The 26,284-nt window shown below is 71.4% G+C and carries 29 protein-coding genes; 14 read left to right on the top strand and 15 right to left on the bottom strand.

Annotation, left to right across the window (positions count from 1 at the left end):
* The first annotated feature begins 10 nt into the window (after window positions 1-10).
* The 5 genes from ABZ948_RS22030 (at window position 11) to ABZ948_RS22050 (ending at window position 4,075) form a co-directional block, all read left to right on the top strand.
* A complete protein-coding gene (locus ABZ948_RS22030) occupies window positions 11-316 on the top strand; it encodes a hypothetical protein (RefSeq protein WP_359761998.1) in 306 nt (101 codons plus the stop codon).
* Between the two features lie 276 nt (window positions 317-592).
* The gene (gene repSA, locus ABZ948_RS22035) at window positions 593-1,990 is read left to right on the top strand and encodes a replication initiator protein RepSA (RefSeq protein WP_359761999.1); all 1,398 of its coding nucleotides are present in this window, start codon (window positions 593-595) and stop codon (window positions 1,988-1,990) included.
* Window positions 1,983-2,195: an excisionase family DNA-binding protein gene (locus ABZ948_RS22040; protein ID WP_356669438.1), complete on the top strand. Its 213-nt coding sequence runs from the start codon at window positions 1,983-1,985 to the stop codon at window positions 2,193-2,195. Before repSA ends, ABZ948_RS22040 begins: the two co-directional genes overlap by 8 nt.
* Window positions 2,195-3,373: a tyrosine-type recombinase/integrase gene (locus ABZ948_RS22045; RefSeq protein ID WP_359762001.1), complete on the top strand. Its 1,179-nt coding sequence runs from the start codon at window positions 2,195-2,197 to the stop codon at window positions 3,371-3,373. Before ABZ948_RS22040 ends, ABZ948_RS22045 begins: the two co-directional genes overlap by 1 nt.
* 312 nt (window positions 3,374-3,685) lie before the next feature.
* The gene (locus ABZ948_RS22050) at window positions 3,686-4,075 is read left to right on the top strand and encodes a hypothetical protein (protein ID WP_359762003.1); all 390 of its coding nucleotides are present in this window, start codon (window positions 3,686-3,688) and stop codon (window positions 4,073-4,075) included.
* A gap of 241 nt (window positions 4,076-4,316) precedes the next feature.
* On the opposite strand, the gene ABZ948_RS22055 is transcribed toward ABZ948_RS22050, so the two are convergent.
* The 6 genes from ABZ948_RS22055 to ABZ948_RS22080 form a co-directional block, all read right to left on the bottom strand.
* On the bottom strand, window positions 4,317-4,688 hold the full coding sequence (locus ABZ948_RS22055; protein ID WP_359762005.1) for a hypothetical protein: 372 nt from the start codon (window positions 4,686-4,688) through the stop codon (window positions 4,317-4,319).
* A gap of 52 nt (window positions 4,689-4,740) precedes the next feature.
* Complete coding sequence (locus tag ABZ948_RS22060) at window positions 4,741-5,100, bottom strand: ASCH domain-containing protein (protein WP_359762007.1); 360 nt, start codon at window positions 5,098-5,100, stop codon at window positions 4,741-4,743.
* Complete coding sequence (locus ABZ948_RS22065) at window positions 5,097-6,212, bottom strand: hypothetical protein (protein WP_359762009.1); 1,116 nt, start codon at window positions 6,210-6,212, stop codon at window positions 5,097-5,099. Before ABZ948_RS22065 ends, ABZ948_RS22060 begins: the two co-directional genes overlap by 4 nt.
* Window positions 6,213-6,860: 648 nt before the next feature.
* Window positions 6,861-7,301: a hypothetical protein gene (locus ABZ948_RS22070; protein WP_359762011.1), complete on the bottom strand. Its 441-nt coding sequence runs from the start codon at window positions 7,299-7,301 to the stop codon at window positions 6,861-6,863.
* A gap of 55 nt (window positions 7,302-7,356) precedes the next feature.
* Window positions 7,357-8,586, bottom strand: coding sequence for a helix-turn-helix domain-containing protein (locus tag ABZ948_RS22075; protein ID WP_359762012.1), 1,230 nt, complete (start codon window positions 8,584-8,586; stop codon window positions 7,357-7,359).
* Window positions 8,587-8,751: 165 nt separating this feature from the next.
* Window positions 8,752-8,991: a hypothetical protein gene (locus tag ABZ948_RS22080; protein ID WP_359762013.1), complete on the bottom strand. Its 240-nt coding sequence runs from the start codon at window positions 8,989-8,991 to the stop codon at window positions 8,752-8,754.
* Between the two features lie 270 nt (window positions 8,992-9,261).
* Here ABZ948_RS22080 and ABZ948_RS22085 point away from each other — a divergent pair, with 270 nt between their 5' ends.
* Together ABZ948_RS22085 and ABZ948_RS22090 are read left to right on the top strand one after the other, a co-directional pair.
* Complete coding sequence (locus tag ABZ948_RS22085; RefSeq protein ID WP_359762015.1) at window positions 9,262-9,576, top strand: hypothetical protein; 315 nt, start codon at window positions 9,262-9,264, stop codon at window positions 9,574-9,576.
* A gap of 46 nt (window positions 9,577-9,622) precedes the next feature.
* Window positions 9,623-10,378: a glycosyltransferase family 2 protein gene (locus tag ABZ948_RS22090; protein WP_435857565.1), complete on the top strand. Its 756-nt coding sequence runs from the start codon at window positions 9,623-9,625 to the stop codon at window positions 10,376-10,378.
* Here the strand turns inward: ABZ948_RS22090 and ABZ948_RS22095 are convergent.
* The 3 genes from ABZ948_RS22095 to ABZ948_RS22105 all read right to left on the bottom strand — a co-directional run bounded on the left by ABZ948_RS22095 (window position 10,373) and on the right by ABZ948_RS22105 (window position 11,996).
* Window positions 10,373-11,137, bottom strand: coding sequence for a PIG-L deacetylase family protein (locus tag ABZ948_RS22095; RefSeq protein WP_359762019.1), 765 nt, complete (start codon window positions 11,135-11,137; stop codon window positions 10,373-10,375). The two genes, ABZ948_RS22090 and ABZ948_RS22095, sit on opposite strands and share 6 nt — an antisense overlap.
* Entirely contained in the window at window positions 11,134-11,346 is a 213-nt protein-coding gene (locus tag ABZ948_RS22100; protein ID WP_359762021.1) for a ferredoxin, read from the bottom strand. Before ABZ948_RS22100 ends, ABZ948_RS22095 begins: the two co-directional genes overlap by 4 nt.
* 158 nt (window positions 11,347-11,504) lie before the next feature.
* Window positions 11,505-11,996, bottom strand: a complete 492-nt coding sequence (locus ABZ948_RS22105) for a hypothetical protein (protein WP_359762023.1) — start codon at window positions 11,994-11,996, stop codon at window positions 11,505-11,507.
* A gap of 405 nt (window positions 11,997-12,401) precedes the next feature.
* Between ABZ948_RS22105 and ABZ948_RS22110 the strand changes: the two genes are divergently transcribed.
* Window positions 12,402-16,661 carry an nSTAND1 domain-containing NTPase gene (locus ABZ948_RS22110; RefSeq protein ID WP_359762025.1) on the top strand — a complete coding sequence of 1,420 codons (4,260 nt, stop codon included), beginning with the start codon at window positions 12,402-12,404 and terminating at the stop codon, window positions 16,659-16,661.
* A gap of 186 nt (window positions 16,662-16,847) precedes the next feature.
* Here the strand turns inward: ABZ948_RS22110 and ABZ948_RS22115 are convergent, their stop codons facing one another.
* The 5 genes from ABZ948_RS22115 to ABZ948_RS22135 form a co-directional block, all read right to left on the bottom strand.
* Window positions 16,848-17,420 carry a GNAT family N-acetyltransferase gene (locus ABZ948_RS22115; RefSeq protein WP_359762027.1) on the bottom strand — a complete coding sequence of 191 codons (573 nt, stop codon included), beginning with the start codon at window positions 17,418-17,420 and terminating at the stop codon, window positions 16,848-16,850.
* A gap of 40 nt (window positions 17,421-17,460) precedes the next feature.
* Window positions 17,461-17,682: a hypothetical protein gene (locus tag ABZ948_RS22120; RefSeq protein ID WP_359762029.1), complete on the bottom strand. Its 222-nt coding sequence runs from the start codon at window positions 17,680-17,682 to the stop codon at window positions 17,461-17,463.
* Between the two features lie 44 nt (window positions 17,683-17,726).
* Window positions 17,727-18,266, bottom strand: a complete 540-nt coding sequence (locus tag ABZ948_RS22125) for a DinB family protein (protein ID WP_359762031.1) — start codon at window positions 18,264-18,266, stop codon at window positions 17,727-17,729.
* Window positions 18,267-18,275: 9 nt separating this feature from the next.
* Window positions 18,276-18,740 (bottom strand): hypothetical protein, encoded by a 465-nt coding sequence (locus ABZ948_RS22130; RefSeq protein ID WP_359762033.1) that lies wholly within the window; start codon window positions 18,738-18,740, stop codon window positions 18,276-18,278.
* A 162-nt stretch (window positions 18,741-18,902) separates the two neighbouring features.
* Window positions 18,903-19,769: a bifunctional DNA primase/polymerase gene (locus ABZ948_RS22135; protein ID WP_359762034.1), complete on the bottom strand. Its 867-nt coding sequence runs from the start codon at window positions 19,767-19,769 to the stop codon at window positions 18,903-18,905.
* A gap of 368 nt (window positions 19,770-20,137) precedes the next feature.
* On the opposite strand from ABZ948_RS22135, the gene ABZ948_RS22140 reads away from it, so the two are divergent.
* The 6 genes from ABZ948_RS22140 (at window position 20,138) to ABZ948_RS22165 (ending at window position 25,614) form a co-directional block, all read left to right on the top strand.
* A complete protein-coding gene (locus ABZ948_RS22140; protein ID WP_359762036.1) occupies window positions 20,138-20,464 on the top strand; it encodes a hypothetical protein in 327 nt (108 codons plus the stop codon).
* Window positions 20,465-20,626: 162 nt separating this feature from the next.
* Window positions 20,627-21,541, top strand: a complete 915-nt coding sequence (locus ABZ948_RS22145; RefSeq protein WP_359762037.1) for a bifunctional MaoC family dehydratase N-terminal/OB-fold nucleic acid binding domain-containing protein — start codon at window positions 20,627-20,629, stop codon at window positions 21,539-21,541.
* Window positions 21,538-21,921: a MaoC family dehydratase gene (locus tag ABZ948_RS22150; protein WP_359762039.1), complete on the top strand. Its 384-nt coding sequence runs from the start codon at window positions 21,538-21,540 to the stop codon at window positions 21,919-21,921. The genes ABZ948_RS22145 and ABZ948_RS22150 overlap by 4 nt, the downstream gene beginning before the upstream one ends.
* On the top strand, window positions 21,918-23,090 hold the full coding sequence (locus tag ABZ948_RS22155; RefSeq protein ID WP_359762041.1) for a lipid-transfer protein: 1,173 nt from the start codon (window positions 21,918-21,920) through the stop codon (window positions 23,088-23,090). Before ABZ948_RS22150 ends, ABZ948_RS22155 begins: the two co-directional genes overlap by 4 nt.
* Window positions 23,091-23,223: 133 nt before the next feature.
* Window positions 23,224-23,784, top strand: coding sequence for a SigE family RNA polymerase sigma factor (locus ABZ948_RS22160; protein WP_359762042.1), 561 nt, complete (start codon window positions 23,224-23,226; stop codon window positions 23,782-23,784).
* Between the two features lie 150 nt (window positions 23,785-23,934).
* Entirely contained in the window at window positions 23,935-25,614 is a 1,680-nt protein-coding gene (locus ABZ948_RS22165) for a long-chain fatty acid--CoA ligase (RefSeq protein WP_359762049.1), read from the top strand.
* 16 nt (window positions 25,615-25,630) lie between these two features.
* Here ABZ948_RS22165 and ABZ948_RS22170 read toward each other — a convergent pair whose 3' ends face one another.
* The gene (locus ABZ948_RS22170; protein WP_359762043.1) at window positions 25,631-26,188 is read right to left on the bottom strand and encodes a hypothetical protein; all 558 of its coding nucleotides are present in this window, start codon (window positions 26,186-26,188) and stop codon (window positions 25,631-25,633) included.
* Between the last annotated feature and the right edge of the window lie 96 nt (window positions 26,189-26,284).

Consider the following 26,284-nt stretch of genomic DNA (forward strand, 5'->3'; position numbering starts at 1 on the left):
GAGAGCTGACATGCGTCTGCCTGACGAACAGCTCCGCGCCGGGCACATCCCGGCCGATGTGTACCGCCAGCTCCCGCCCGGGACCGACATGCGCCGTGTCGTGATCGTGCAGGAAGCCCCGCGCTCCTACACCGGCCCCATCGTTCTGACCCTCGTGATCACCGTCGGATCCGTCGCGGTCCTGCTGGTGATCGCCTACGTCAGCCAGATCATCGCCGCTTCGATCGTCTCGGTCCTGTCGGCTTCCTGCGGCATCAGCTACACGATCAGCCGCACGTCCAAGCGCCGGAGGTCTTCACGCGCGCTGGGCAAGTAACGCCCCCCGGGGCGGCCTCAACCGCCAAGTATCCGCCGCCCCGGACGGCTCCACCTCTTCCCGATCTCTCGACCAGAAAGGGTCCACTCATCATGCCGCTTCACGTGCCGAATCGTCCGGTCTGCCGCCACTGCGACGGCTTCTGTGTCGTCGCGATCACCACTGGCGGGCGCCACCGCGATGGTTCCCGCGTCCTCCTCCGCGTCGTCTGTCACGCCTGCCAGGGCACCGGCCACGCCGTCCCGGCCCTGATCGCTCGGGTCGGGAAGTGATCGCGTGACCGACACCGCCACGCTGGCGGGTCTCGACCGGGCCACCCTCTCCGACGTGCTGAGGGTGGCCGGGTCGGCCGACTTCGACCGCTGGCAAGAACAGATCAAGCGCACCGGAGGCTGCGCCGACCCGATCCGCCTCGTCGGCGCGACCAAGACCCTCGACCGCGCGACCGGTCATGTCCTGCACGCCTACAGCACCGACCAGGAGCCGGGCGGCATGCTCCGCCTCGCCTGCGGTAACCGGCGCGCTTCCCGTTGCCCGGCCTGCGCCTGGACCTACGCCGGGGACACCTACCACCTAATCCGCGCCGGACTCGTCGGCGACCCGAACAAGGGGACCCCGCACACCGTCCGCGATCACCCCCGGGTCTTCGCCACCCTTACGGCCCCGTCCTTCGGCCCCGTGCACAACCGCCCCGGCAACCGGCCCTGCGCCTGCGGCACCCGTCACGCCAAGGACGCGCCCGAGCTGGGCACACCGCTCAACCCGACGACGTACGACTACGCGGGCGCCGTGCTGTGGAACAACCACGCGTCCGAGCTATGGCGGTACTTCACGATCTACCTGCGCCGGGAGATCGCGAAGCGGGCCGGTCTGACCCAGAAGACCGCACGGGAGCAATCCCGGCTGTCCTTCGGCAAGGTCGCCGAGTACCAGAAGCGCGGGGCTGTCCACTTCCATGCGGTGATCCGCTTCGACGGCTCCGAGGGACCGGACACTCCGCCCCCGGCCTGGGCGACCCTCGACCTGCTCACCGACGCGATCCGCGCTGCCGCTGCCCGAGTCGAGGTCGACGTGCCTCCGGTCGGTGACCAACCGGCCCGCACGCTGCGGTGGGGCACGCAGCTCGACGTGCGCCCCATCAAGGCTTTCGACGACGGCGAGGAGATCACCGAACAGGCCGTCGCCTCCTACCTGGCCAAGTACGCCACCAAGGCAGCCGAGACCACCGGCACCCTCGACCGGCGCGTCGGCAACAAGGAAGCCGCGGTTCTCCTCGGCGTCCCCGATCACCCGCGCCGGTTGATCGAGGCATGCCTGGACCTGCACCCGCTCTACCCGGATCGGAAGCTTCGCGACTGGGCCCACATGCTCGGCTTCCGGGGCCACTTCTCCACCAAGTCCCGCCGCTACTCCACCACCCTCGGCGCCCTCCGCCAGACCCGCGCCGACTACCGCGCCGCCCAGCAGCGCGCCGCCCTCGGCCTGCCTGACCCGGACGACTCCCCGGAGGCAACCACGCTGACCCTCGCCCACTGGACGTACGCCGGGCACGGCTACACCCCCGGCGAGTCCTGGCTCGCCGCCACCATCCGGCGCGACATCCAGCTGAACCGCGAAACGGCACGCGAAGCCCTCGCAGACCTGCGCCAGGAAGGGGAGCACGACCATGAATGAGCGGTACCTCAACGTCGACCAGGTCGCCGAGCTGCTCGGCACCACCGTGCGCTTCCCTCGGCGCCTCATCGAGGAGCGGCGCATCACCTACGTGAAGCTCGGTCGGCATGTCCGCATCCCCGAGAGCGCGGTGCGGGAGTTCATCGCCGCCAACACCGTGGAGCCGGTCGTCCTGCGGCCTGCGGGTCTGAGGAGGGCTGCCTAGTGGCTGGCAAGCGCAAGTCCCGCCGCACCTTCGGCCGCGTCCGCAAGCTGCCCTCCGGCCGCTTCCAAGCCCGGTATCCGGGGCCGGATGGTGTGCTCCGCCCTGCTGATCGGACGTTCGCCACGTCGACGGACGCTGACCGGTGGCTCATGCGCAAGCGGATCGAGATCGAGGAGGGGCGCTGGCTCGACCCCGCCGAGGGGCAGACCACCGTCCGAGACTGGGCCGCTCGTTGGCTCGCGGCCGTCTCGCCGCAGCTCAAGCACAAGACCCAGGCGTCGTACAGGTCCCTGATCAACTCGCTGATCAATCCGGCACTCGGGGATCGAGAGCTGTCGAGTCTGCGGCCGATCACGGTGGCTGAGTGGGTCGGCGGGATGAAGACCAAGGGCCTCAGTGCCTCGCGCATCCGGCAGGCGTACCGGGTCCTCTCGCAGATCATGCGGGCGGCTGTCGACAACGACATGATCCCGCAGACGCCCTGCAGGGGTGTGAAGCTGCCCAGGATGCCGCAGACGGAGCCGCACATCCTCACCCCGCTCGAAGCCTCGCGGATCGTGCGGAGCGCTGCCCAGCCGCATGACCTGCTCATCGCGCTTCTCGCGTACGCGGGCCTGCGGGTCGGTGAGGCGTTCGCCCTCCGGCGCGTGGACATCGACGTGTCCGGCGGCTTCGTCCTGGTCGACGAGAACCTTGCCGAAGCCAACGGTGCCCTGGTCTTCGACACCCCGAAGTCGCACCAGAAGCGGCTCCTTCGCGTGGGTCCGTCGCTCGCGAAGAAGCTCGGCCGGCATCTTGAGTCCCTGCCCGGCGGGGATGACGCGCTCCTGTTCACGACTCCGGGTGGCAAGCCCCTGCGCTACAACCAATGGCGCAAGGCCTACTTCGATCCCGCTGTCTCGGCGGCCGGGCTGACCGACGTGACCCCACATGATCTCCGGGCCTCGCACGGGACCTGGGTAGCCGACCGGTACGGCGTGATGACCGCCGCTCACCGGCTCGGCCACTCCAACGCGAGCGTCACGACCCGCCACTACGCCCGGCCGGTCGCCGGTCGTGACGACCAGGTCGCCGAGGCGGCTGACTCCTGGCTCAACGGGCACGACCACGAGCCTGGGGCACGTAGCGGGCACGACGACGATGATGACGGCTCCGCCGGGGTGCTCGTACCCGTCTGACCTGCGGCGGAGTAATTCGCCCGCCAAACCGCCGAGAGATCTTGAAAACCGTCGTGGCAGCGATGTCACCGTGGGTTCAAATCCCACCGCCTCCGCGCAGGTCATAGACAGCGCAGGTCAGAAGGGGTGCCCCTCGATGGGGGGCACCCCTTCTGCGCGGGGGCCTGTCTCACCTTGATCCGGCCCTGTCGCTTTGTGGATCAGTGCGTGTGGACCAGGCAGGGATCAAGAACCGGTGCACGGAGGCCGTGAACCTGCTGGTCAGCGGCCTAGACGTTCTAACCCCTTGGACCACACCACCAGGAGGAACCAGTGTCATACCCGCAACCACTCACCGCCGAGGAGAAGCTCGCCGACGCGAAGAAGCAGCTGAGCCTTCCGCGTATCGTCGTGATCTGCGGCTCCACCCGCTTCATGACCGAGATGACCGAGGCCGATCTGCGGGAGACCAAAGCCGGAAAGATCGTCGTCAAACCGGCCTGTGACATGAAGTCGCCGCAGGAACTTTCGTCCGATCCTGTCGAGGCCGAGGCGCTGAAGGTTCGACTCGACGTTCTGCACCGGGCGAAGATCCGGCTCGCTGATGAGGTGCTCGTAGTCGGCGACTACATCGGAGACAGCACCCGATCCGAAATCACCTACGCCCGGTCGCTGGGCAAGCCCGTGCGGTTCACGCACCCCGCAGTCGACCCTGTCGCCTGACCGCCCACGGCTCAGGGCCGCATGGCCCGCAGAACCGCACGCCCAGCCCAGCTGCACAGCCGTGTCGGCAACGTCCCAGCCGGATCGAGGCGCGGTCCGTGACGTTGAGGGGAAGCATGGCTGAGGCCGGTAGGGGGTTGCTGGAGCCACACGTGGCAGGTGATCCTTCGGCTCCCCCACCGTCGCGCAGCCGGGGGCGGTTCAAATCCCACCGCCTCCGCGTAGGTCATAGCTGGGCTGGTCAGGAGGGGTGTCCCTCAGGGAGGAGGGGCGCTCCTTCTGCGTGGGGGCCTGTCTCACCTTGATCCGGCTCTGTCGTGTTGCGGATCACTGTGAGGTTGTCGATCGTCGTTGCGTAGCCCGGTCCCCGCTTGCACCAGTGCGCCGCATTCCTCTTGCTGTCCTGATCGGCAAGCGTGGTGATCTCCAGTGCCTCCCGCGCCTCTCCGCGGCAGATCCAGAAGTCGTGCGCCCCCTGGCGAGGTGGGACATCCCAGTGCTCGAATGTCACCCGTTCGTCATGGTCAGCAGTGAGCAATGCCGCGACTACCTTGACCGCTGTTTCTTCGGCCGTCGCCACCTTGGAGGCTGCCGTCGCCCCCTTTTTGCTCATGCCCAAAGCCTGACACCTCCAGGGATTCCAAGACCGGACCACCCTCAGCGGGCTACTGCGGCAGCAGCTCGATTTCGATGGCGAGTGCGCCGAGCGCTTCCTTCTCCGCTGGGTAGATCTCGCGGATGTTGGCGAGCTGCTGCTCACGGGAGGACGCCGGGTTGACGTCCCCCGGGCCCTCCCCGTCGAGCAGTTCCTCGAACGTCTTGTACTCCGTGACCCGCTTCACCAGGACGCCACACGTCTCGGCCGTGCCCTTGATGCGGAAGCGGATGACGTCTCCGGCCGCCAGGTCTTCAAGGTGGGGGTGCTTCACCCGCACCTCGATCGTCTTTTGGCCAGCGGCGACCAGGTCGAAGTACCGGCGGTAGAGGTTCAGTTCACGGACGCGCGCGGCGGCAGTCTCCGTCATGGGGCGGGAACGCTCCTAGCTGTTGCAGCGGTCATGAGTCGGCCGAGCTCACCGGCCGAGTACGAGCGGAAGAAGTGGCGTGGATCGGCGAGTAATACGTCCGTCAGACCGAGCAAGCGGTCAACGTACTCAGCCAACGAGCCCGGCCACTCTCGGGTGTCGAGCATCCAGGGGGCGGCACCGTCGGGCAAGGCTGCGCGTCCCTCTCGGATGAGGGACTTGGACAGCTTCGCGCCCTTGTCCGTGACCACCTGGGGGCAGAAGAGACGGGCGGGCAACTGTCCGCGGGTGAGGCCGACCGCCTGTAGGGCACCGTCGACGAGGATGCAGCCGGGCATCCAGTCGCTGCCCTTGACCATGACGTACAGCGTGCCGACCGCTCCGGTGATGGCCAGCTCCTTGACCAGGTTCCTGTACAGCGTGGCCAGGTCCAGGTAGCCGCCGTTGGCCGGTTCGATGACGACCTCGTATGCGCCATGGTGCAGGCACACGGCCGAGACAGTTGCCCGCTCGAAGCCGTCGTCACGGACGCGGGTTCGCTCCGCGTACTTCTCGGCCCACCCGCAGCCGGGTCGCGGGCAGGGGACACGGACGTGCGGGACGCCGGACGACGGAGACAGGTACCAGCGGGCGGCATCCATGCGATGCAGCACTCGCAGCCAGGTACGGCGGAAGTGGTCGCCCGCCTGCTGCTGGCTGTAGGTCTCGACCGAGTACGACACGTGCAGGCGCTCGGACAGGGCCGTGAACATCGGGCGGTACAGCTTGTCGATCTGTTCCGCGATGCCGGCCGCTCCCAAGGCGTGCGCGTAAGCCCGCTGGTAGCGGTGACCGGTCTCCTTGTCGGCGACGATGGCGTACGGCGCGTTGTCGAGGGCACCGAACTGGACTTCGGCCGGTACGCCGAACCTGTCGCGAGCGCGCGCCGCAGCGGCAAACGTGAGCGACTGGACCAGGGACGTTCCGATGTGCGGGGCTCCGTTGATCTGCGTTCCCACCACGAACACGATCCGCTCCGGAGCCGCGTTGACAATGTGCGGCCTGAGCAGGTCCTCAGCGCTCGTGAGCGCGTTGGCCAGCACGGTGTTCGGCGATACGGGATAGATGGTCACCGCGTCTTCCCCTCGGTAGATGGGCAGGACTGCGCCGCAGAGCGGCGGGTGTGCGTTCAGCGGTAGAGCTCCGGTTGGTGGTGAGCCCGCCCCCGCGCCGGGGGGACCGGAAGAGACGCGGGGGCGGGGGACATCGGTGCGTGCGCCGTCCCCGCGGTCTGCGGTGGCGGCCCGTCCTCGCCGGGGAGTGGGGTGGGCACTGGGCGGGGACGGGGGCTTGCGGGGGTGCCGGGCGGCGTGTGGGCAGCGGATACACCCGGAGGCAGTACCGGGCGTCGTAGTCCGTCACCTCGAACACGAACGCGCGGCCTGCGGCGAGAGCGCGTATTGCGTGCTCGTACGCCTGGTCACTGCTGGCCCACGCGCGCAGCTCGGCATCAGGGCGAGGAACGTCCGGCCCTGTGGTGATGAGCGGCGCACCCTGGAGGTATTCGGTTCCAGGGTCCGGGGACAGCCGCCGGGCGAGGTGCAGTGCCTGTGCGCGTAGCCAACGGGCGGCGAGACGCGGAGACCGACCGCGGTAGGTGGCGAGCAGAACCTCGCGGATGCCGCTTAGGTCGTGGGCGGTCGCCTCACAGCGGAAGGCGATGGGCGACCGCATCGGGATACGTGCAGAGGCCGGCGGAGCGAGCATCAGCACGGCCGGGCTCACCGCTCATGCTCCCGAGCCGTTTCCCGCGCCGCGATCAGCTTGCCGAGCTGGCCGTAGTACAGCTCAACTTGCGCCGGGGTGAGAACGAGCATCGTCTTGCAGGCGCCGCCGTCCTCGTAGTGCACGGTGACCGGCAGTGCGGCCTGCTGTGCGCGGTGGTCGTAGGCGGCGTCCCGCTGCATGGGGGTGACATGCGTGACCGGGATGGGCACGGGGCGCAGGGTGCTTCCATCGGACCTGGCCCGCCAGTCCTCACCACCGCCAGGCGGGCGCAGGTGGTACGACGCAGAGCTGTCGCTCGGCAAGGCGACACACACGCCGATCTTTCCGCCCTTGGCGAGGTCGAGAGCGAGGTCGCCGAGGCGAGGATGAAATGGGGCGCCAGGGACTAACTCGGCGCCCCGCGCCGGGAGTTGCTTCGAGGTCTGTTCGGCCATGCCTCGAAGCTATGAAGATCTCCAGGGCCCAATATGAACCGCAGGAATGCGACCCTCATCCGTCGAGGTGGAAGCGGTCTGACATGCGGCGCAGCTTCTCGCGGGTGCTCGTGCGCTCGGCGTACACGATGCTGCGCAGGGTTGACCGGGCGATGGGGTGGTTGCGGACGAGCTGGGGGGCGATGCGCTCGGCCTTCTCCAGTTCCTTCAGAGCCTTGTCGCGGTTCCCGTCCCACAGCCAAGCGCGGGCCAGGTCCATGTGGTGATGCCCCTGACGGGAGTTGGGCAGCGCCTCGACCAGTTCCTTACTCGTGCGCCGGTTTATCGACAGGGCCTCGCGTTGCTCATGCATCTCCAGAGCGACGCTGATCGCGTGGATCTGCACGTTGCCCGGCGAGAAGGTCAGGCTGTGGCGGTCATGGACCGGAGGCCCGACGGCCTCTGTCATCCGCTTGGCTGCACTCCGCGCGTGCTTGATCCGGTCCTTCGCTTCGGCCTTGCGACCGCTCCGGGCAGCCGAGACGGCCGCGCGCAGTTGCAGTGTTCCCCACGCCCGCACGGCCAGCGGCTCACCTCGGTCGTAGTCCTGCTGCACGCTGAGAATCGCCTTGTCCGACAGAGCAATGGAGTCGTCCCAGTCCGCCGTGGCCCACATGTCCCAGACACGCATCCAGTCGGCGACAGCAGGCATGACAGGATCGCCGGACAGGCGGGCAGACCAAGCGGCCCGCTCACACGCCATGGCGATCAACTCGGGGTGCCCAAGAGCGTGCGCGGCGGTGTGGGCGAACTTGCAGCACACGGCATAGATGGCGAACGCCTCCTCCCGCTCGTGCCCCGTGGAGACTTCGGCGAGGGCGCGTGCCTCACGGAACAGGTCGGGGAGCACCTCCATGATCGCCACGTTCGCGGCAGCATCACGCAGGCGGTGAAGGCGGGTGGTTTCCTGCCAGAGCTGGTGCGCGGATCGGGGCGTGCCGTCGAAGACGGGGGCGAGGTCGTAGCGGCGCAGCTCGCGCAGGATGGCTGCGGCGGAGACCTGCCACTGATTCTCGGCGGGGGAGCTGTTGTACGGCCGCCCGATCAGGTCGTTCGGGTGTACGTGCAGCTCCGAGGCAAGCAGGTTCAGCACGCCGACGCGGTCCAGCTCGATGCTTCCGCGTTCCATCTTGGAGACCCACCCCTGAGTCTTGCCCAGGGCGGCAGCGAGGTCAGCTTGTGTCATGCCGAGGCGGAGCCGTGCGCGGCGTGCGCGACGGCCGATCTCTTCGGCTTCTTCCAGCATTAGCGCGCCCCCCTGTAGGTGAGGCGCCGGCGGTCCAGCAGGCGGCGAGGCATCGTGCTCCATCCGTCGGGGCTTCTACCCTTGACGGTACCCAGGCCGCGTAAGGTGTGGAGTGCCATTGGTCAGCAAGCGCTCCGGCCACCGGTGAGCGGATCTTTTCGTCCGTCACGCGGTACCTGTGCGCCGGATCATCTCCGCAACCTGTGCCGCCTGCTCCACGCGGGCCCACAGTCGTATCGGCCCCGTAGACGATTCGCACTCGATCACCAGCACGCCGGGCGGGAGCCACAGGGCCTCGCGGAGCGTGGTGGGGCGGGCGCGGACATAGCGCAGGTCTGGCGGGAGTTCGAGCAGCCGCGTCCATGGCCGGCGGGGCTCCCAGTGGAACTCGGTTCCGGTTCGCACCCGGCCGAGGCTGTATCGGCGTCCCTCGTCCGGCCGGTTGGCCCCGACCTGGAAGAAGACCGCTTCCCCGGACGCCGCTCGAGCGGCTGCTCGCCGGGCTCGCCGTGACACGAGAATCGTCCCGATCACCGTGCCGAGGCAGACACAGGCCGCCGTAATCATGCGCGAAGTAAAACAGGCGGCCACGTTCGGGAGAAGGCCGAGCGTCCGAGGGCGCATCTGAGTAGTCGTGCTCATGTGTGGTGCCCGCCGCGCCGCCATGCTGGCCGCATGAACTCAGGAGAGCCGTCGAGCGGTCAGCAGATCGGGGTCAGCCTGGCGCTGGTCGTCATCGACTTCATGCTCATCGCCTGGATGGCGTTCGGCGTCGGGATGGAGGCGTGGGCCGACGGCTATGAGAGCGACAGTGCCAGTGCCACGGGGGCGGCGAGTGCGGCGTCGCAGGCGGCGTGGGTTCTGGTGGGTGGGGCGGTGCTCACCGGCGGTGGTCTCCTCGCCCTGGGGTGGCGCATCCCCGGTGTCGTGCAGTTGGTCGTCCTCTTCGGCGGGGCGGTGCTGGTCTCTTCGCTTGCTGCCGGTGGATAGCATGCGGGCCGTTCCGGTCTTTGGAAGGTGGTGAGCGCGCCTCGTGATGCGGCGCATCGTCGTCGTCACCGCTGTGCACGGTCCCCATGCCCGGTTCCTGCCGGAGGCCTACGCCTCGCTGTGCGGGCAGGGGCTGCCGGAGGGGTGGGAGTGGCACTGGGTGGTTCAGGAGGACGGGGAGGGCGAGGACGTACGGCCGTACGTGCCCGATGACCCGCGGGTGACGTTCCGGCAGGGGCGGGCCGGGGGGCCCGGGGTGGCCCGGACCGTCGCGCTGGCCCACGCCGAGGGCGAGTACGTGACGGTGCTGGACGCCGACGACCAGCTCGCGGCGGGGGTGCTCGGGCGGAATCTCGCGGTGCTGGAGGGGGATCGAGGTCTCGGCTGGGTGACGTCGCGGGTGCTGGATCTGCTGCCCGACGGGTCGACCGTCGGGTTCCCTGGTGATCCCGACGAAGGGGTGATCGAGCGGGGGGCCGTGCTGGAGCACTGGAGGGCCAACGGGTTCCTCGCCCCGGTGCATCCGGCCTCGCTGTTCGTACGGCGGGAGTTGCTGCTCGCCCTCGGCGGGTGGATGGCCCTGCCCGCCTCGGAGGACACCGGGTTGCTGCTCGCGCTGAACGCCGTGAGCCGCGGGTGGTTCTCGGCGGAGGTGGGGCTGCTGTACCGGAAGTGGGAGGGGCAGGTGACCGGGCAGCCGGCCCATGCCGACCGGGCCGAGCGGCAGGCCCGGATGGCGGTCGTGGAGGCCAGGGCCAGGGCGTTGTCGCAGCTCCCGTGGGGTTTCCCCGCGGCCCTATGACAACAGCTCCGTCTGCCGCGGCAGGGTGGTGACGGGGTCGTGGCGGATGTACCACTCGGTGCCGAGCAGCCGTTCCCGCTCGGGTGCCGGGAGTGCCGCGATCAGGCCCGGGGCCGCTCCCCGTTCCACCTCGGAGCGATGGGCCAGGACGGCGGCGACCTTGCGGTCCAGCCAGGGCGTGACGTCGACGGCCGCGGTGATCAGGTCGTCCGGGACCGTGCGCATCGCCTTGCCCAGGGGCGCCCAGTGCCCGGCCCACGCCCGGACGGCGGAGTGCGGGTGCGTGGCCAGGTAGAGGGCGCTCGGGCGCCAGGGCTCACCAGTGTCCGGGTAGAGGCGTTCCAGGCCGGCGGCGTGGACCGCGAGCAGGGTCGTCCGGTGGGTGTGCACGTGGTCCTCGTGGCCGGTCAGACCGCCGTAGGCGTCGTGCGTGACGACGACGTCCGGGCGGAAGGCCCGGATGTGGGCGACCAGTTCCCCCACCGTCCGGTCCAGCGGGGCGTCGCAGAGACGCGGTCTGCCCGGTGCCGAGTGCGGGACGCGGGCGTCGGCGTAGCCCAGCATCCGTGGCGCGCCGGCGCCCAGGACGCGGAGGGCTTCGGCCAACTCCGTGGCGCGCACGCTGTCCGCCGCCCACGTCGCCGTGACGACCGCCGTGCGCGCGCCCGCGGACGCGTGCCGGGCGAGGACGCCGCCCGCCGACAGGGACTCGTCGTCGGGGTGGGCGAAGACCGCGAGCAGGCTCGGTACCGGCGTCATCCCTCGCCAGGGCCGTCCGGTGACGCGGTGATCCTGATGGCCTGGCTCGGGCACTTCTCCGCCGCCTCCAGGATCTCGGGGTCGTCGCCCGTTTCTTCGCGGCCCGGGCGGACGACGCCGAATCCGTCGACGAACGCGAAGACCGCGGGCGCCCGGTGGACGCACTCGGCGGAGCCGTAGCAGAGCTCACGGTCCACGGAGACCTTCATGCCGCTTCATCCCCCTCCCGGCGGCAGCGTAGGCCCCGCCGCCAGGAGTTGACTGCCCAGCGCGCCGCGGGCTGAACCGACCGGTCCGGCTACCGTGCGTCGCCTTGCTGGGCTGAACGGGTCCGGCTACCGCGTGCCGCCCGCCGAGCCGGCTCCGGTTACCGCGCGCCGCCCGCCGTCGCCAGCCAGTGCGCGACCCGGCGTACGGCGGCCTCGTCGAGCCGTTCGGCCAGGGCCTTGACGGTCGTGTCGTCCTCGGGGGAGAGGTCGTAGAGGCCCGCCTTGCCCAGGCCGGCCATGAGGACCTGGTGGCGGCGGCCGGTCATCCGTTCCGCCCAGGTGCTCGCGCTCGCGCCACCAGGGGATGTCAGGGACGCCGGCGAGGCCTCCGGCGCGGGCCGGGGCTCGGTCGCCTGCTTCAGGGGGGCGTCGTAGAGGTGCCACGCGCCGTCCTTCGGCCCCCACAGGGCGACGGTCACCTCGTCGCCGCGCGCCCGCAAGGTCCGGGTCATCTCCCCGAGCGCGTACAGCACGGCCGAGCGGTGGGGCGACTCCGCCGCCGTCCGCCAGGAGCCCTCGGCCGGCCGGTGGATCATCGCCACCCAGCGCGGAGCGCCCTGCGGTCGTGGGCTGTCGGGACGTGACTCCACTGCGCTCACCCCTGTACATCGCTTGTGCATCGCTTGTACGACGCTCCGGAAGCGGTACGGCAGGGCGACCATAGCTGACGGCTCGTCAGTTATCCAGGGCCGGATGTTCAGCCTCGAAGATCGGCGGTCATGGGGTTGGAGGGCGCACTCCACCGGGGAGGATCACCACGTCGTCCGGCACCGGTCCCTCCCCTCGTGGGGACCGGTACCGGACGGTGGAGCTACCGTCGTCCGACTCGGATGGAACCCGGATGGAAGCTGACCGGATGGGTGCGCTGCTGGTTCCGGATCCTGCCATTTCCGGTCGTGGACGAGGAGGTTCCGGGGACTTGCGGAGGGTATTACCGCAGGTCAGCCATATAGAGTGAGTTTTCCGGTCCGGACGTCAGGCGTAGGAAGTGAGGAGTGGAGACCTTGGGTTCCGACTCGGGGGCACGCACCGCCTTCGCGGAACGCCTCGCACTGCTGTACAAGGAAGCCGGCAACCCTCCACTCAAACGTGTGTCCGAAGCGGTGGTGCGGCTCCAGCGGGTCGACGAACGCGGGCGGCCCGTGCGGGTGTCCGCCCAGCGCATCAGCGACTGGCGGCGGGCCCGGAACGTGCCCGCCCAGTTCCCCGCTCTCGCGGCCGTGCTGCACGTTCTGATCCCCGAGGCGCGGCGCGAGCGGCCCACGCCGGTGTCGCCGGGTCTGTACGACCTGGGGCAGTGGCAGCGGCTGTGGGAGCGCGCGGTGGCCGACCCGGTCGCCGAGCGCCCGGCCGGGTCCCCGGAGCGGGAGCAGGCTCCGGCCGAGGCCCCGCCCGCGCCCGGCGGGGTGTGCCCGTACCGGGGGCTGGCCTCCTACCGCCGGGAGGACGCCCGGTGGTTCTTCGGCCGGGAGCGGAGTACGGACGCGCTCGTCGCCCAGCTTCGGACCGTGGCGGGGACGGGCGGCGGCCTGGTCATGCTCGTCGGCGCTTCGGGAGCGGGGAAGTCCTCGCTGCTGAACGCCGGTCTGGTGCCCGCGCTGCGGGACGGCGCGCTCGGCGACGACGAGGACCGCGGGAGCGGCGGGAACGGCGGGAGCGGCGGGAGCGGCGGGAACGGCGGGAACGGCGGGAACGGCGGAAGCGGCGGGAACGCCGGGAACGGTCGGGCGCGGGAGGTGGTGCAGCTCGTGCCGGGCGCCGACCCGCTGGCGGAGCTGGCCCGGTGCATCCCCGAGCTGGCACCTGTCGTCTCGCCCGTCGCCAGGACTGCCACTGAGCCCGTGACCGAGCCCGTGACCAGGACTGTCACCGGGCCCGGGCCCATATCCGGCCCCCTTGACTCCCCCACGCCCGGCGGCTCCCCCACAGAGGAAAACCCCGCCGACGGCTCCACGGCCACCACAGACCCCCTGACCGCAGAACCCGGCGCTCCACCCCGCACCGCTCCACCCCGAGCGGACGCGATCCGCGCGGCCGTCACCGCCTGGGCCCGCCGCGAGGAACCCACCGCGCCCCGCCCGGTCGTCATCGTGGACCAGTTCGAGGAGACGTTCACCCTCTGCCCGGACGAGGCGGACCGGCGCGCCTTCGTCGAGGTGCTGCACGCCGCCTGCACACCCCCCGCCCCCGGCGAACCGGCCCCCGCGGTGGTGGTCCTGGGCATACGCGCCGACTTCTACGAGCAGTGCCTCGGGTACCCCGAGCTGGCCGACGCGCTCCAGCACCGGCACATGGTGCTCGGGCCGCTCACCACGGCGGAGCTGCGCGAGGCCGTGACCGGCCCGGCCAAGGCCGTCGGTCTGGAGCTGGAGCCGGGCCTGGCGGAGCTGATCGTCCGGGAGGTCAGCGCCGACGGCCCGCGCGGGGCGCACGACGCCGGAGTGCTGCCGCTGCTGTCGCACGCCCTGCTCGCCACCTGGCAGCGCAGGAAGGCGGGCCGGCTGACGCTGGCCGGCTACCGCGCGGCCGGCGGCATCCAGGGCGCGGTCGCGGCGACCGCCGAACGTGCCTGGACCGGCCTCGATCCGGCGGCCCGCACGGCGGCGCGGCTGCTGCTGCTCCGGCTGGTCCGGCTCGGCGAGGACACCCAGGCCACGCGCAGACGCGGGACCCGGCGGAAACTGGCGGAGGAGTCGAACGACCCCGGCAAGACCGAGGAGTCCCTGGAGGCGCTGGTCCGCGCCCGGCTGGTGACCCTCGACGCGGAGACCGTGGAGATCACCCACGAGGCGCTGCTGCACGCCTGGCCGCGTCTGCGCGACTGGATCGACGAGGACCGGCAGGGCAACCTGCTGCGCCAGCGCCTGGAGGAGGACGGCCGGGCCTGGGAGGAGTCGGACCGCGACACATCACTGCTCTACCGGGGCTCCCGGCTGGAACAGGCCCACGGCTGGGCGAAATCCGCCGGGGACAGGTACCTGACCCGGAGCGCGGTGGAGTTCCTGGCGGCCTCGGTCCGGCTGCGCCGGCGCTTCATCTGGATCAGCCGGGGAGCGGTGGCGGCGCTGGTGGCGCTGGCGGTGCTGGCCGCCGGGTCGGCCGTCGTCGCCTGGAAGCAGCGGGACGACGCGGTGTTCGAGCAGGTGCTCGCCCAGGCCGACCGCGTCCGGGACACGGATCCGTCGCTGTCCGCCCAGCTCGACCTGGTGGCGCACCGACTGCGGCCGGACGACGAGGGCGCGAGGAGCCGCCTGATCTCCGTCGTGAACGCCCCGCTGGCCACGCCCCTGCTCGGGCACACGGGCGCCGTCTACCTCACGACGTTCAGCCCGGACGGCAGGACCTTGGCGACCGCCAGCTACGACCGGACCGTTCGGCTGTGGAACGTGGCCGACCCGAGGCGTCCGAGTCCCCTGGGCAGACCGCTCACCGGCCACACGAGCTGGGTGAGCAGCGCGGTCTTCAGCCCCGACGGCCGGACGCTGGCCAGTGCCTCCGACGACGGCACGATCCGGCTGTGGGACGTGACCGACCCCGGCCGTCCGAAGCGGATCGGCGAGCCCCTGACCGGCCATGACGGCACGATCTACCTGATCGCCTTCAGCCCGGACGGGCGCACGCTGGCCTCCGCCGGCGACGACGGCACCGTACGGCTGTGGGACATGGCCGACCCGCGCCGGGCGCGGGCGCTCGGCAAGCCGCTGACCGGGCACACGGCCGCCGTGCGCTCGGTGGCGTTCGCGCCGGACGGCCGGACGCTGGCGGCGGGCGGCGACGACGGGTCCATCCGCCTGTGGGACGTGGCCGACCCCCGGCACCCGGAACCGGCCGGCGCGCCGCTGACCGGCCACACCGCGACCGTGCACTCCGTGGCGTTCAGCCCGGACGGCCGGATCCTCGCCAGCGGCGGTGAGGACCACACCGTACGGCTGTGGAACATGGCCGGATCGGGTGGCCCGGCCCAGATCGGGGCGCCGTTGACCGGCCACACCGGGCCGGTCTGGTCGGTGGCCTTCAGCCCGGACGGGAACCGGCTCGCCGCCGCCAGCGCGGACAGCACCGCGAGCCTGTGGAAGGTCAGCGACCCGGAGTATCCGTCGCAGGTCGGCGGGCCCCTGGCGGGCAGCAGCGGCGAGATGTACGCGCTCGGCTTCAGCCCCGACGGGCGCACCCTCGCCACCGGGACGGGCGACAACAAGGTCCGCCTGTGGGCGCTGCCGACCTCGGACATGACCGGCCGGACCGGCACCTTCCGTCGGGACGGGCGGGTGCTCGCGACGGCGGGGCGCGACGGGCGGATCCGTCTGTGGGACGTGCGGACGCCCGGCAGACCGGTGGCGATGGGCGAACCGTTCCGGCCCGGGAAGGGCGACGTGCGTTCCCTGGAGTTCTCCCCGGACGGCCGCACCCTCGCGGCGGTGACGGGCGACCGGGCCGTGCAGCTGTGGAACCTCAGCGATCCGGAACGCCCTGTTCCGTACGGGTCTCCCCTCCCCCTGCGCATCCGGTACGCCGACCCGCTGGCCTTCAGTCCGGACGGCAGGACCCTGGCCACCGCCGACGACGACCGCACCATCCAGCTGTGGGACATCGGCGACCCGTCCCGCCCCCGGCCGCTCGGCGCACCCCTCACCGGTCACAAGGGCTACGTCAACTTCCTCGTCTTCAGCCCGGACGGCCGGACGCTCGCCAGCGGCAGCGCGGACGGCACCATCCGGCTGTGGAACGCGGCCGACCCCGCCCGGGTCACCCTGACCGGCACACCGCTCAAGGGCCACCTCGGAGCCGTCAACGCCCTCGCCTACAGCCGGGACGGCCGCACGCTGGCCAGCGCCGGCGACGACAGCTCCGTACGTCTCTGGGACGTCGGCGACCCCGCCGACGCCTCGGGGCTGGCACGCCTCACCGGCCACACCGAAGCGGTCGTGTCCCTGACGTTCAGCCGTGACGGCCGCATCCTGGCCAGCGGCGGCAACGACAGCACCGTCCGGCTCTGGGACGTCTCCGACCCCGCCGGGGCCACCGCGATCGGCCAGTCGATGAGCCCCGACACCAAGACCGGCAACTACCTGTCGTTCAGCCCGGCCGGCCACACCATCGCGGTGTCGAGCGGCGCCGACACCATCCGGATCTGGAACCTGGACGTCGACCCGGCCGTGCGCCGCATCTGCTCGCTGACCCGGGGCGTGCTGACGCCGGACACCTGGAGCGAGTACCTGCCGCGGCTCTCCTACGACCCGCCGTGCGGCGGCTGACGGGACGGGAGCGGCGGCTGACGGGACGGGAGCGCACAACGAGCCCCGACGTCACGGGAGTTGAGTGATCCGAGTCACAACACCGACTATCTGACGGTTGGTCGGCTCCCGCTGGGCAAGCGCTTGTTACCCTTGGCCATAGCTCGACCGCTGGTGCATCCCCCGTCGCCAGCGGTCGGGCCTTTTTCAGCGCAGGTCCAGCCGCATCAGGATCCGGGGATGACCGGCCAGGACCGAGGTGGTGTCCGCCGCGTACGTGAAGCCGGCGCGTTCGAAGTTCTTGCGGAGGCCGGCGTAGGCCATCGTCAGGTCGACCTTGGCGTCGCCGTTGTCCAGGGGGTACGCCTCGATCGCCGGTGCGCCGTGGGCGCGGGCGAAGTCGACCGCGCCGGCGATCAGGGCGTGCGAGATGCCCTGCTTGCGGTGACCGGGGCGGACCCGGACGCACCACAGCGACCAGACGGGCAGGTCGTCGACGTGAGGGATCTTGCGGTTGCGGGCGAACGAGGTGTCCGCGCGCGGTGCGACGGCGGCCCAGCCGACCGGTTCGTCGCCGTCGTAGGCGAGCACGCCCGGGGGCGGGTCCGCGTGGCACAGCTCGGCGACGTACGCGCCGCGGGCCGGGCCGCGCAGCTCGTTGTTGAGCTTGGAGGGGATCCGGTAGCTCAGGCACCAGCAGACGTTCGCCCCGGGGGACTTCGGCCCGAGCACGGCACGGACGTCCTCGAAGTCCGTGGCCGGGCGCACGTCGATGGTCATGCCCCCACGATGTCACGCGCCGCGCGGCCCCGCCGCCCGGTCAGGCCCTCGGCGGCGGGGACACGGCCTGGCTGAACGCGGTGTAGAACGGCTGGGCCATCCCGGCGAGCGCCGAGGCGCCCTGCGCGAACGGGGTGATCGGATCGATCCCACCCGACCGGCTGCCCCCGCCGCCCTCGGCGGCCAGGGCGGGCGAACCGCCTTGGACAGCGACGAGAGCGACGAGCAGCACGGCGGCACGGGAGAGCAGACGAGAACGCATGCCCACTCCAACGAACTGCTCCGCCCCTGGTCACAGGCGTGTGGTTAGTGATTTTGACGTACCGCGGAGGCCGCCCGCAGCATGCGCAGCTGGCCGATCTCGCTGACGTTCTTCGTCAGTTCCGTGTTCACCCAGGCGGCCATGTGCGCGACGGTGTACCGGGGGTCGTCGGGCACGGGGAACCGGGCCTGAGCGTCCAGCTCGGTGTCGGTGAGGCCGTCCAGGACCGCCAGCCACCGGGTGCGCAGGTCGCGCAGCCACTCGACGGTCGGGGTGCCCTCACCGGGCCACACGACGTCGGTGCGCTCGCGCGGCGGGCGGCCCTGGGCGTGGTCGAGGGTGACGCTCCACCACCAGCCGATGTGCCAGCTCACCCAGGCGATCGTGGGCACGGGCACGGGGTCGGGCTCGGTGTCCGCCCAGTCCGGCACCCAGGTGCCGTCGGCGGACCGGCGCATGGTCCAGATGAGCGGCCCGGGCTCCCAGAGGAAGTCCTCCGGCTCCAGCCGCTCCAGGTGGTACTCGAACAGGGCCCAGGTCAACTCGAACTGCGCGCGCAGCAGTTCGGTACGGGAAACGCTCATCGGACGACCCTACGCAAGCGCCCGCGTGTCCCGGGCGAGTCCCGTCCAGTCGATGTCCCGCAGCGCCGGTTCCGGGCCGCACGCCGACGGCAGCCGCGGGGTGGACTGGAACCAGAGGACGGTGAGCCGGGAGCGGTAGGCGACCGGGTCGTGGGCCGGGTCGAGGGCGGTGGAGTGGAACGTGCCGAGGCACGCCACGGCGGGCAGCACCTCGACGGGGCCGAGGCCGCCCGCGTACTGGTCGGGGTACTCGCGCGGGGGCGGGACCAGGTGGACCGGCGTGCCCGGGTGGGCCTGCTCGGCGGCGCGCAGCAGGCCGCGGATCCGCAGGTCGTTCACCGGCTTGCAGGGGTAGCCCTCGCGCAGGTCGCCGTACGTCGACGTGAACCGCAGCTCGGCCAGGTCCACCGGGCGGCCGGAGGCCAGGACGAGACGGGCGAGCGCCAGGGCCGGCGTTCTGACGTGCTGGTGCATGGGGGTCTTTCGGTGCTCATGGAGGTGGCCTCGCTCGGCCCTGCTCACGGAAAGGGCCCGTCAAGGGAAGGGCCCCGCTCAGGGAAGGGCTCCCTCAGGGAAGGGCCCCGCTCAGGAAAGGAGCCCCTTCACGGACGAGGCCCGTTCACGGAAAGCCCTCGCTCACGGCCCGTGCCCCGTCAGTCGCGCCGCCGACGCGATCGTCGCCCGGGCCTCCCGCTCGGACAGGCCGGTGTTCAGGGCCGCGTCGACCAGGGGGTCCACGAGCGCGGGGCCGATGCCGTCCTCGTAGGCGCGGCAGGCCGCCCAGAACAGGCGGGTGTTGCGCTGGCCCTCGTGGGCGGCGAGCACGAACTGGACCAGGCCCTGGCCGTGTCCGCCGGCCGACGGGGGCGTGGGGTGGTGGGCGCGGGGCGGCGGGAGCAGCAGGCGCAGCAGGGAGCGCGGGCAGCGGGCCGGGGGCAGGTGCGCGGTGCCCGGGGCGGCGGCGTACACGCCCTGGCCCGTGCGGGAGCCGGGGCCGACGAGGTAGCCGCCGGCACCCCGGATGTCGATGCCGGGGGCGAGGCGGCCCGCCGAGTTGGGGACGACCACGTCGGGCGGCCCGCTCAGCCACAGGTGCCGTCCGCCGGACGGGGTCAGGACCACCACCGTCGGGGGGATCGTGAACAGGTGCCGCAGGGCCAGCTCGCGCAGGGCGGCCGAGGAGTCCGTGCCGGTCTTCACGTCCAGGTCGATGCCGATGAGGTGGTGCGGGGGCAGGCCGCAGGCGATGCCGTAGCCGGTCGCCCAGGGCGCCGCGGCGAACAGTTCGCGGATGCGGGCCGGGTCGCTGGAGGCGTCGTAGACCCCGTGGCCGAGGCGGCCGCACTCGCCGTGACAGGGGGAGGGGGCGGGGTCGTCGCGGTGGGGGGAGCGGAGCGCGGGCAGCTTGGTGCGCGACAGGGGGATGACGGCCAGTCCGCGTTCGGCGGCTGACAGGGCGTGTGCGAGGGCCAGCGTCGTGGCCTGCCGGTCGGTGGTGGCCATGCTCCTAGTTTCGTACGTACGTTCGAAAAAGGAAAGAGGGAACGGGGGCGACGCGCCGGGGCGGAGCGGCGTCCGGGAAAAGTGCTGGAACGCTTCGTCCCTTGCGGTACCTGGGTTCGAACGACCCCTTGTGCCCCCGTCCGGGACGGAAGTGACACAAAGGGGTTTATCGACTTGTCCTCACGCTTGCGTGCGAATGGCGGCTTCCAGGGTGGTTCGCCGGGGATTCGGTGGGCAATTCTGGACTCGCGACGTCGAGCAGAAAGCCAGGGCGGCCGGCCAACTTCCCTGGTGAAGACAGCAGTTCACGCACAGACGGCCATAAGCCGGTGCGTCCTCGGTTCCGAAGTCCTGGAGGGACAAGAAACATGGCAAGCATCCGCACCGCCCGCATCCTCGCCGCCGCATCCGCACTTCCGCTCGCAGCCGCCCTCTTCACCGGTGTCGCGACGGCGGACAACGGCGCCTTCGCGGACAACGGATCCATCGCGGCCGTCACGGAGGCCGAGCAGGGCAGCCTCGGCAGCGGCGTCGGCGGCGACAACTTCGGCAACTCGGCGACCACCCAGCAGCAGGCCGTGGGTGAGGGCGCCTCGAACCAGAGCAACACCGCCCAGGTCAACGGCTCGGCCTTCACGGCCGTCAACCAGGGCAACGCCAACACCGCCGTCAGCTTCGCCCCGCTGTGGTGGTGAGCTGAGCGGGCCGGTGTACCGGCACCGGCCCGCCGGCCGAGTGGGTGTGCTTCGTGGGGTGACAAGCGTCTGAGCGGCGGTACCTCGGTACCGCCGCACAGGCGTTTCCGCGCGTCTGCGGGGGCTTGACGGAGAGCCGTATCTGACGGACAGTCAGAAACCGTGAACGGTGAGCCGGAGATCCCCGAGGAGTTCGAGGCACGCCTGAAGGCCTACGAGGGCCGGCCGGCGGCCGCCACCGGAGTGGGCCGCGACCCGGTCAACGCGCCCATGATCAGGCACTGGTGCGAGGCCATGGGCGACACCAGCCCCGCCTACACGGGACCGGACGCCATCGCCCCGCCCACCATGCTCCAGGCCTGGACCATGGCCGGCCTCACCCGCCGCCCCGAACGCACGGCGGCCTACGACGAACTCCTCACCCTGCTCGACGCCTCGGGCCACGACGCCGTGGTCGCCACCGACTGCGAGCAGGAGTACCTGCGCCCCCTGCGCCCGGGCGACCGGATCACGTTCGACTCGGTGATCGAGTCCGTCTCCGGCCGCAAGACCACGAAACTCGGCACGGGCTACTTCGTCACCACCCGCACGGACATCCGCGCGGACGGCACGCTCGCCGGCACCCACCGCTTCCGCATCCTCAAGTACGCCCCCGCACACCGGCCGAGCAAGCCCCGGGAACCGCGCCCCCGCCCCGTCGTCAACCGCGACAACGCCGGCTTCTGGGAGGGCGTGGCCCGCCACGAGCTGCTGATCCAGCGCTGCACCGGCTGCGGCGCCCTCCGTTTCCCCTGGCTGCCGGGGTGCAACGGCTGCGGCTGGCCGGACTGGGACACCGTCGCGGCGAGCGGCGCGGGCACGGTCTACTCGTACGTCGTCATGCACCACCCGCCCTTCCCGGCCTTCGAGCCGCCCTATGCGGTCGCGCTGATCGAGCTCGCCGAGGGCGTGCGGATCGTCGGCAACGTCGTCGGGGTGCCGTACGACGAGGTGCGGATCGGCATGCCGGTGCGGCTGGAGTTCCGGCGCTACGACGACGAGCTGGTGCTGCCGGTGTTCCAGGGGGTGACGCCGTGAACGCGGGCGACCGCCTACCCCCTCTGGAGATCCCGATCACCCGCACCCTGATCGTCGCCGGGGCGATCGCCTCCCGCGACTACCAGGACGTCCACCACGACCCGGACCGGGCCCGGGAGAAGGGCTCCCCCGACATCTTCATGAACATCCTGACGACCAACGGCCTGGTCGGCCGCTACATCACGGACCACTTCGGCCCCCGGGCCGTCCTGCGCCGGGTCGCCATCCGGCTCGGCGCCCCCAACCACCCCGGCGACACGATGGTGCTGACCGGCACGGTCGAGCAGGTCGACGGCGACACCGCGACGGTCCGGATCGTCGGTGCGAACGGCATCGGCACGCACGTCACCGGCACCGTGACCGTGCGGGTCCCGGCATGAGCACCAGGGGCCGGGACGGCCTCGGCGGGCGCGCGGCCCTCGTCGGTGTCGGGGCCACCGAGTTCTCCAAGGACTCGGGCCGCAGCGAACTGCGCCTGGCCGTCGAGGCGGTGCGCGCGGCCCTGGCGGACGCCGGCCTGACACCGGCCGACGTCGACGGGATGGTCACCTTCACCATGGACACCAGCCCCGAGATCACCGTCGCCCAGGCGGCCGGCATCGGCGAGCTGTCCTTCTTCTCCCGGATCCACTACGGCGGCGGAGCGGCCTGCGCCACCGTCCAGCAGGCGGCCCTCGCGATCGCCGCGGGTGTGGCCGAGGTGGTCGTCTGCTACCGGGCGTTCAACGAGCGCTCCGGCCGCCGCTTCGGCTCCGGGGTGCGGCACCGGGAACCCACGGCGGAGGGCGCGGCGCTCGGCTGGACGCTGCCGTTCGGCCTGCTCACCCCCGCCTCCTGGGTGGCGATGGCGGCCCAGCGCTACCTGCACGCCCACGGGCTGACCCCGGAGGCCTTCGGGCACGTGGCCGTCACCGGCCGCAGGTACGCGGCGACCAACCCGGCCGCCTACTTCCACGGCCGGCCCATCACCCTCGCCGACCACGCCGCGTCCCGGTGGATCGTCGAACCGCTGCGGCTGCTGGACTGCTGCCAGGAGACGGACGGCGGACAGGCGCTCGTCGTCACCTCCGTCGAGCGGGCCCGCGACCTGCCCCACCCGCCCGCCGTGATCGCCGCGGCCGCCCAGGGCGCCGGACGCGCACAGGAGCAGATGACCGGCTTCTACCGCGGCGACCTCACCGGCCTGCCCGAGACGGCGGTCGTGGCCCGGCAGCTGTGGCGCACCTCGGGGCTCGGGCCGGACGCCGTCGACGTGGGGATCCTCTACGACCACTTCACGCCGTTCGTGCTGATGCAGCTGGAGGAGTTCGGCTTCTGCGGCCCCGGCGAGGCGGCGGACTTCGTGGCCGAGGGCCGGCTGCCGCTCAACACGCACGGGGGACAGTTGGGGGAGGCGTACCTGCACGGGATGAACGGGGTGGCGGAGGCGGTCCGGCAGATCAGGGGCACGGCGGTGAACCAGGTGCCGGACGCGCGACGGGTCCTGGTGACGGCCGGGACGGGCGTGCCTACGTCGGGGCTCGTACTGACCGGTGACCCGCAGGGGTGATCCCGCAGTACTTCGGGTCCCCCGCTCCACCTACAGGAGGTGCGGTCAGCCCTACCCCTACAACCTGAGGGGGACATCGCTTCGGGACCTGCGGCCGATCCGCCCGGCAGGGCGCCGCTCATAGCGTTGAGCCATGACCACACTCGTCTGCACGAGCGCTTCGAAGGCGGCCGCACCTGCGGCGCAGACCCTTCCGTACCCGTCGTTCTCGTCGTACGTCAGGGCCCGCCAGCCGGTGCTCCTGCGTACCGCCCGCTCGCTCACCGGCAACCCGAGCGACGCGGAGGACCTGCTGCAGACCGCGCTCACCAAGACGTACGTCGCCTGGGAGCGCATCGAGGACCACCGCGCCCTCGACGGCTATGTGCGCCGGGCGCTGCTGAACACCCGGACGTCGCAGTGGCGCAAGCGCAAGGTCGACGAGTTCGCCTGCGACGAGCTGCCGGAGCCCGAGCCGGTGCCCGGCGGCGACGACCCGGCCGAGCAGCAGGCGCTGCGGGACGCGATGTGGCGGGCGATCATGCGGCTGCCCGCGCGGCAGCGGGCGATGGTGGTCCTCAGGTATTACGAGGACCTCAGCGAGGTCCAGACGGCCGAGGTGCTCGGCGTGTCGGTGGGTACGGTGAAGTCGGCCGTGTCACGGGCTCTCGGCAAGCTCCGGGAGGACTCCGAGCTGGGGCTCGTCCGCCAGTGAATGCCCCGGCGGGACGCTCGGCGGAGCGCCGTCCGGACCGGCTGTGAGCTGTTCCGCCCGCATGGCGTGATGTGATCGATCGCCCGGTCCTAGTGACATACCGCGTGGTATGTGCGCAGAATCAGCGCAACCCTTACCACCGCGTTGGCAATGTCGCCCCGGGAGGACGCCGTGCTGAGCACCATGCAGGACGTACCGCTGTTGATCTCCAGGATCCTGACCCACGGGTCGACGATCCACGGGACATCGCAGGTGACCACGTGGACCGGTGAGGACGAACCGCACCGCCGCTCCTTCGCCGAGATCGGCGCCCGCGCGGCCCAGCTGGCCCACGCGCTGCGGGAGGACCTCGGTGTCGCCGCCGACGAGCGCGTCGCGACCCTCGCCTGGAACAACGCGGAACACGTCGAGGCATACTTCGCGATCCCGTCCATGGGCGCGGTCCTGCACACCCTGAACCTCCGCCTCCCGCCCGAGCAGCTGGCCTGGATCGTCAACCACGCCGCCGACCGCGTGATCATCGCGAACGGTTCGCTGCTCCCCCTGCTCGCCCCGCTGCTGCCGCACCTGAAGACCGTCGAGCACGTGGTCGTCACCGGCCCCGGGGACCGCTCCCTGCTCGCGGACGCGACCGCGCGGGTGCACGAGTACGAGGACCTCATCGCCGGGAAGCCGACCTCCTACGACTGGCCGGAGCTGGACGAACGCCAGGCCGCCGCCATGTGCTACACCTCCGGCACCACCGGCGACCCCAAGGGCGTGGTCTACAGCCACCGCTCCATCTATCTGCACTCGATGCAGGTCAACATGGCCCAGTCGATGGGCCTGACCGACGAGGACACCTCGCTGGTCGTCGTCCCCCAGTTCCACGTGAACGCCTGGGGCCTGCCGCACGCCACCTTCATGACCGGCGTGAACATGCTGATGCCGGACCGTTTCCTCCAGCCGGCCCCCCTCGCCGCGATGATCGAGGGAGAGAAGCCGACCCACGCGGCGGCCGTCCCGACCATCTGGCAGGGCCTGCTCGCGGAGCTGACCGCGCACCCCCGGGACGTCTCCTCCCTCACCCAGGTCACCATCGGCGGGTCGGCCTGTCCGCCGTCGCTGATGGAGGCCTTCGACAAGCTGGGCATGCGCGTCTGCCACGCCTGGGGCATGACGGAGACGTCCCCGCTCGGCACGATCGCCCGTCCCCCGGCCCACGCGGTCGGCACGGACGAGGAGTTCTCCTACCGCCTCACCCAGGGCCGCTTCCCGGCCGGCGTCGAGGCCCGGCTGACCGGCCCCGGCGGCGAACGCCTCCCCTGGGACGGCGAGTCGGCGGGCGAGCTGGAGGTGCGCGGCCCCTGGATCGCGGGCGCCTACTACAACGGCCCCGACGCCGACCCGCTGCGTCCCGCCGACAAGTTCAGCGAGGACGGCTGGCTCAAGACGGGTGACGTCGGCACCATCTCCCCCGACGGCTACCTCACCCTCACCGACCGGGCGAAGGACGTCATCAAGTCCGGCGGCGAGTGGATCTCGTCGGTGGAGCTGGAGAACGCGCTGATGTCCCACCCGGACGTCGCCGAGGCGGCGGTCGTCGCCGTCCCCGACGACAAGTGGGGCGAGCGCCCCCTGGCCACGGTCGTCCTCAAGGAGGGCGCCACCGCCACCTTCGAGACGCTGCGCGCCTTCCTCGCCGAGGAGGGCAAGATCGCCAAGTGGCAGCTCCCGGAGCGCTGGACGGTCATCGAGGCGGTGCCGAAGACGAGCGTCGGCAAGTTCGACAAGAAGGTGCTGCGCAGGCAGTACGCGGAGGGGGAGCTGGACGTCACCAGCCTCGGCTGAGCCGCCCGGCCCGGGATCACGTCTCACCGTAGAGGAGCCGGATGAACGTGCCCTCGGGGAAACGCAGTTCCAGGGTGTGGCTGCGGACGTAGGGCGACCGGACCTCGTAGTCGACCAGTTCCTTGTCGAACCAGGCGATGTCGAGGAAGGTCGCCCTGCGGCGCTCCCGGAGTTCGATCGACGTCTCCGTGGTGATCAGGTAGAACATCCGCGAGCGCAGGCCCAGCACCTCGGACAGGGGGATGCCGTCGAAGGCGGTGTCCGCGGGCAGTGACGTCGCGTCCGCCTCGTCGCCGACGACGCCGATTCCGACCAGGCGCGCGCGGTGCACGTTCAGCGGCGAGATCATCTGCCCGCCCAGGCGGTTGTACGTCCGGACCAGTCGGTCGCGCCGCATGGCGGAGATCGGCACGTCACGCAGATAGCGGATCGCGAACGAGGTGACCGTGAAGACGAACAGGACGAAGCCGGTGACGCCGACCCAGCAGATGACCAGGAGGTAGTAGGCCACGCCCAGCCACTGGAAAAGGACGTAGGCGGCGATCCCGCCGATGATCAAGGCAACCAAGATCATGTCACTGCCCCCGGCCCGTGGTGTGCGGATCCAGACGTACCGCCGAGGGCGCGGGGGGGGCCCCCCGCGCGCCGGCCCCGCGGCGTGTCCAGGGGC

Origin of the sequence: Streptomyces olindensis (assembly GCF_040645895.1) — a bacterium.
Taxonomy (GTDB): domain Bacteria; phylum Actinomycetota; class Actinomycetes; order Streptomycetales; family Streptomycetaceae; genus Streptomyces; species Streptomyces olindensis.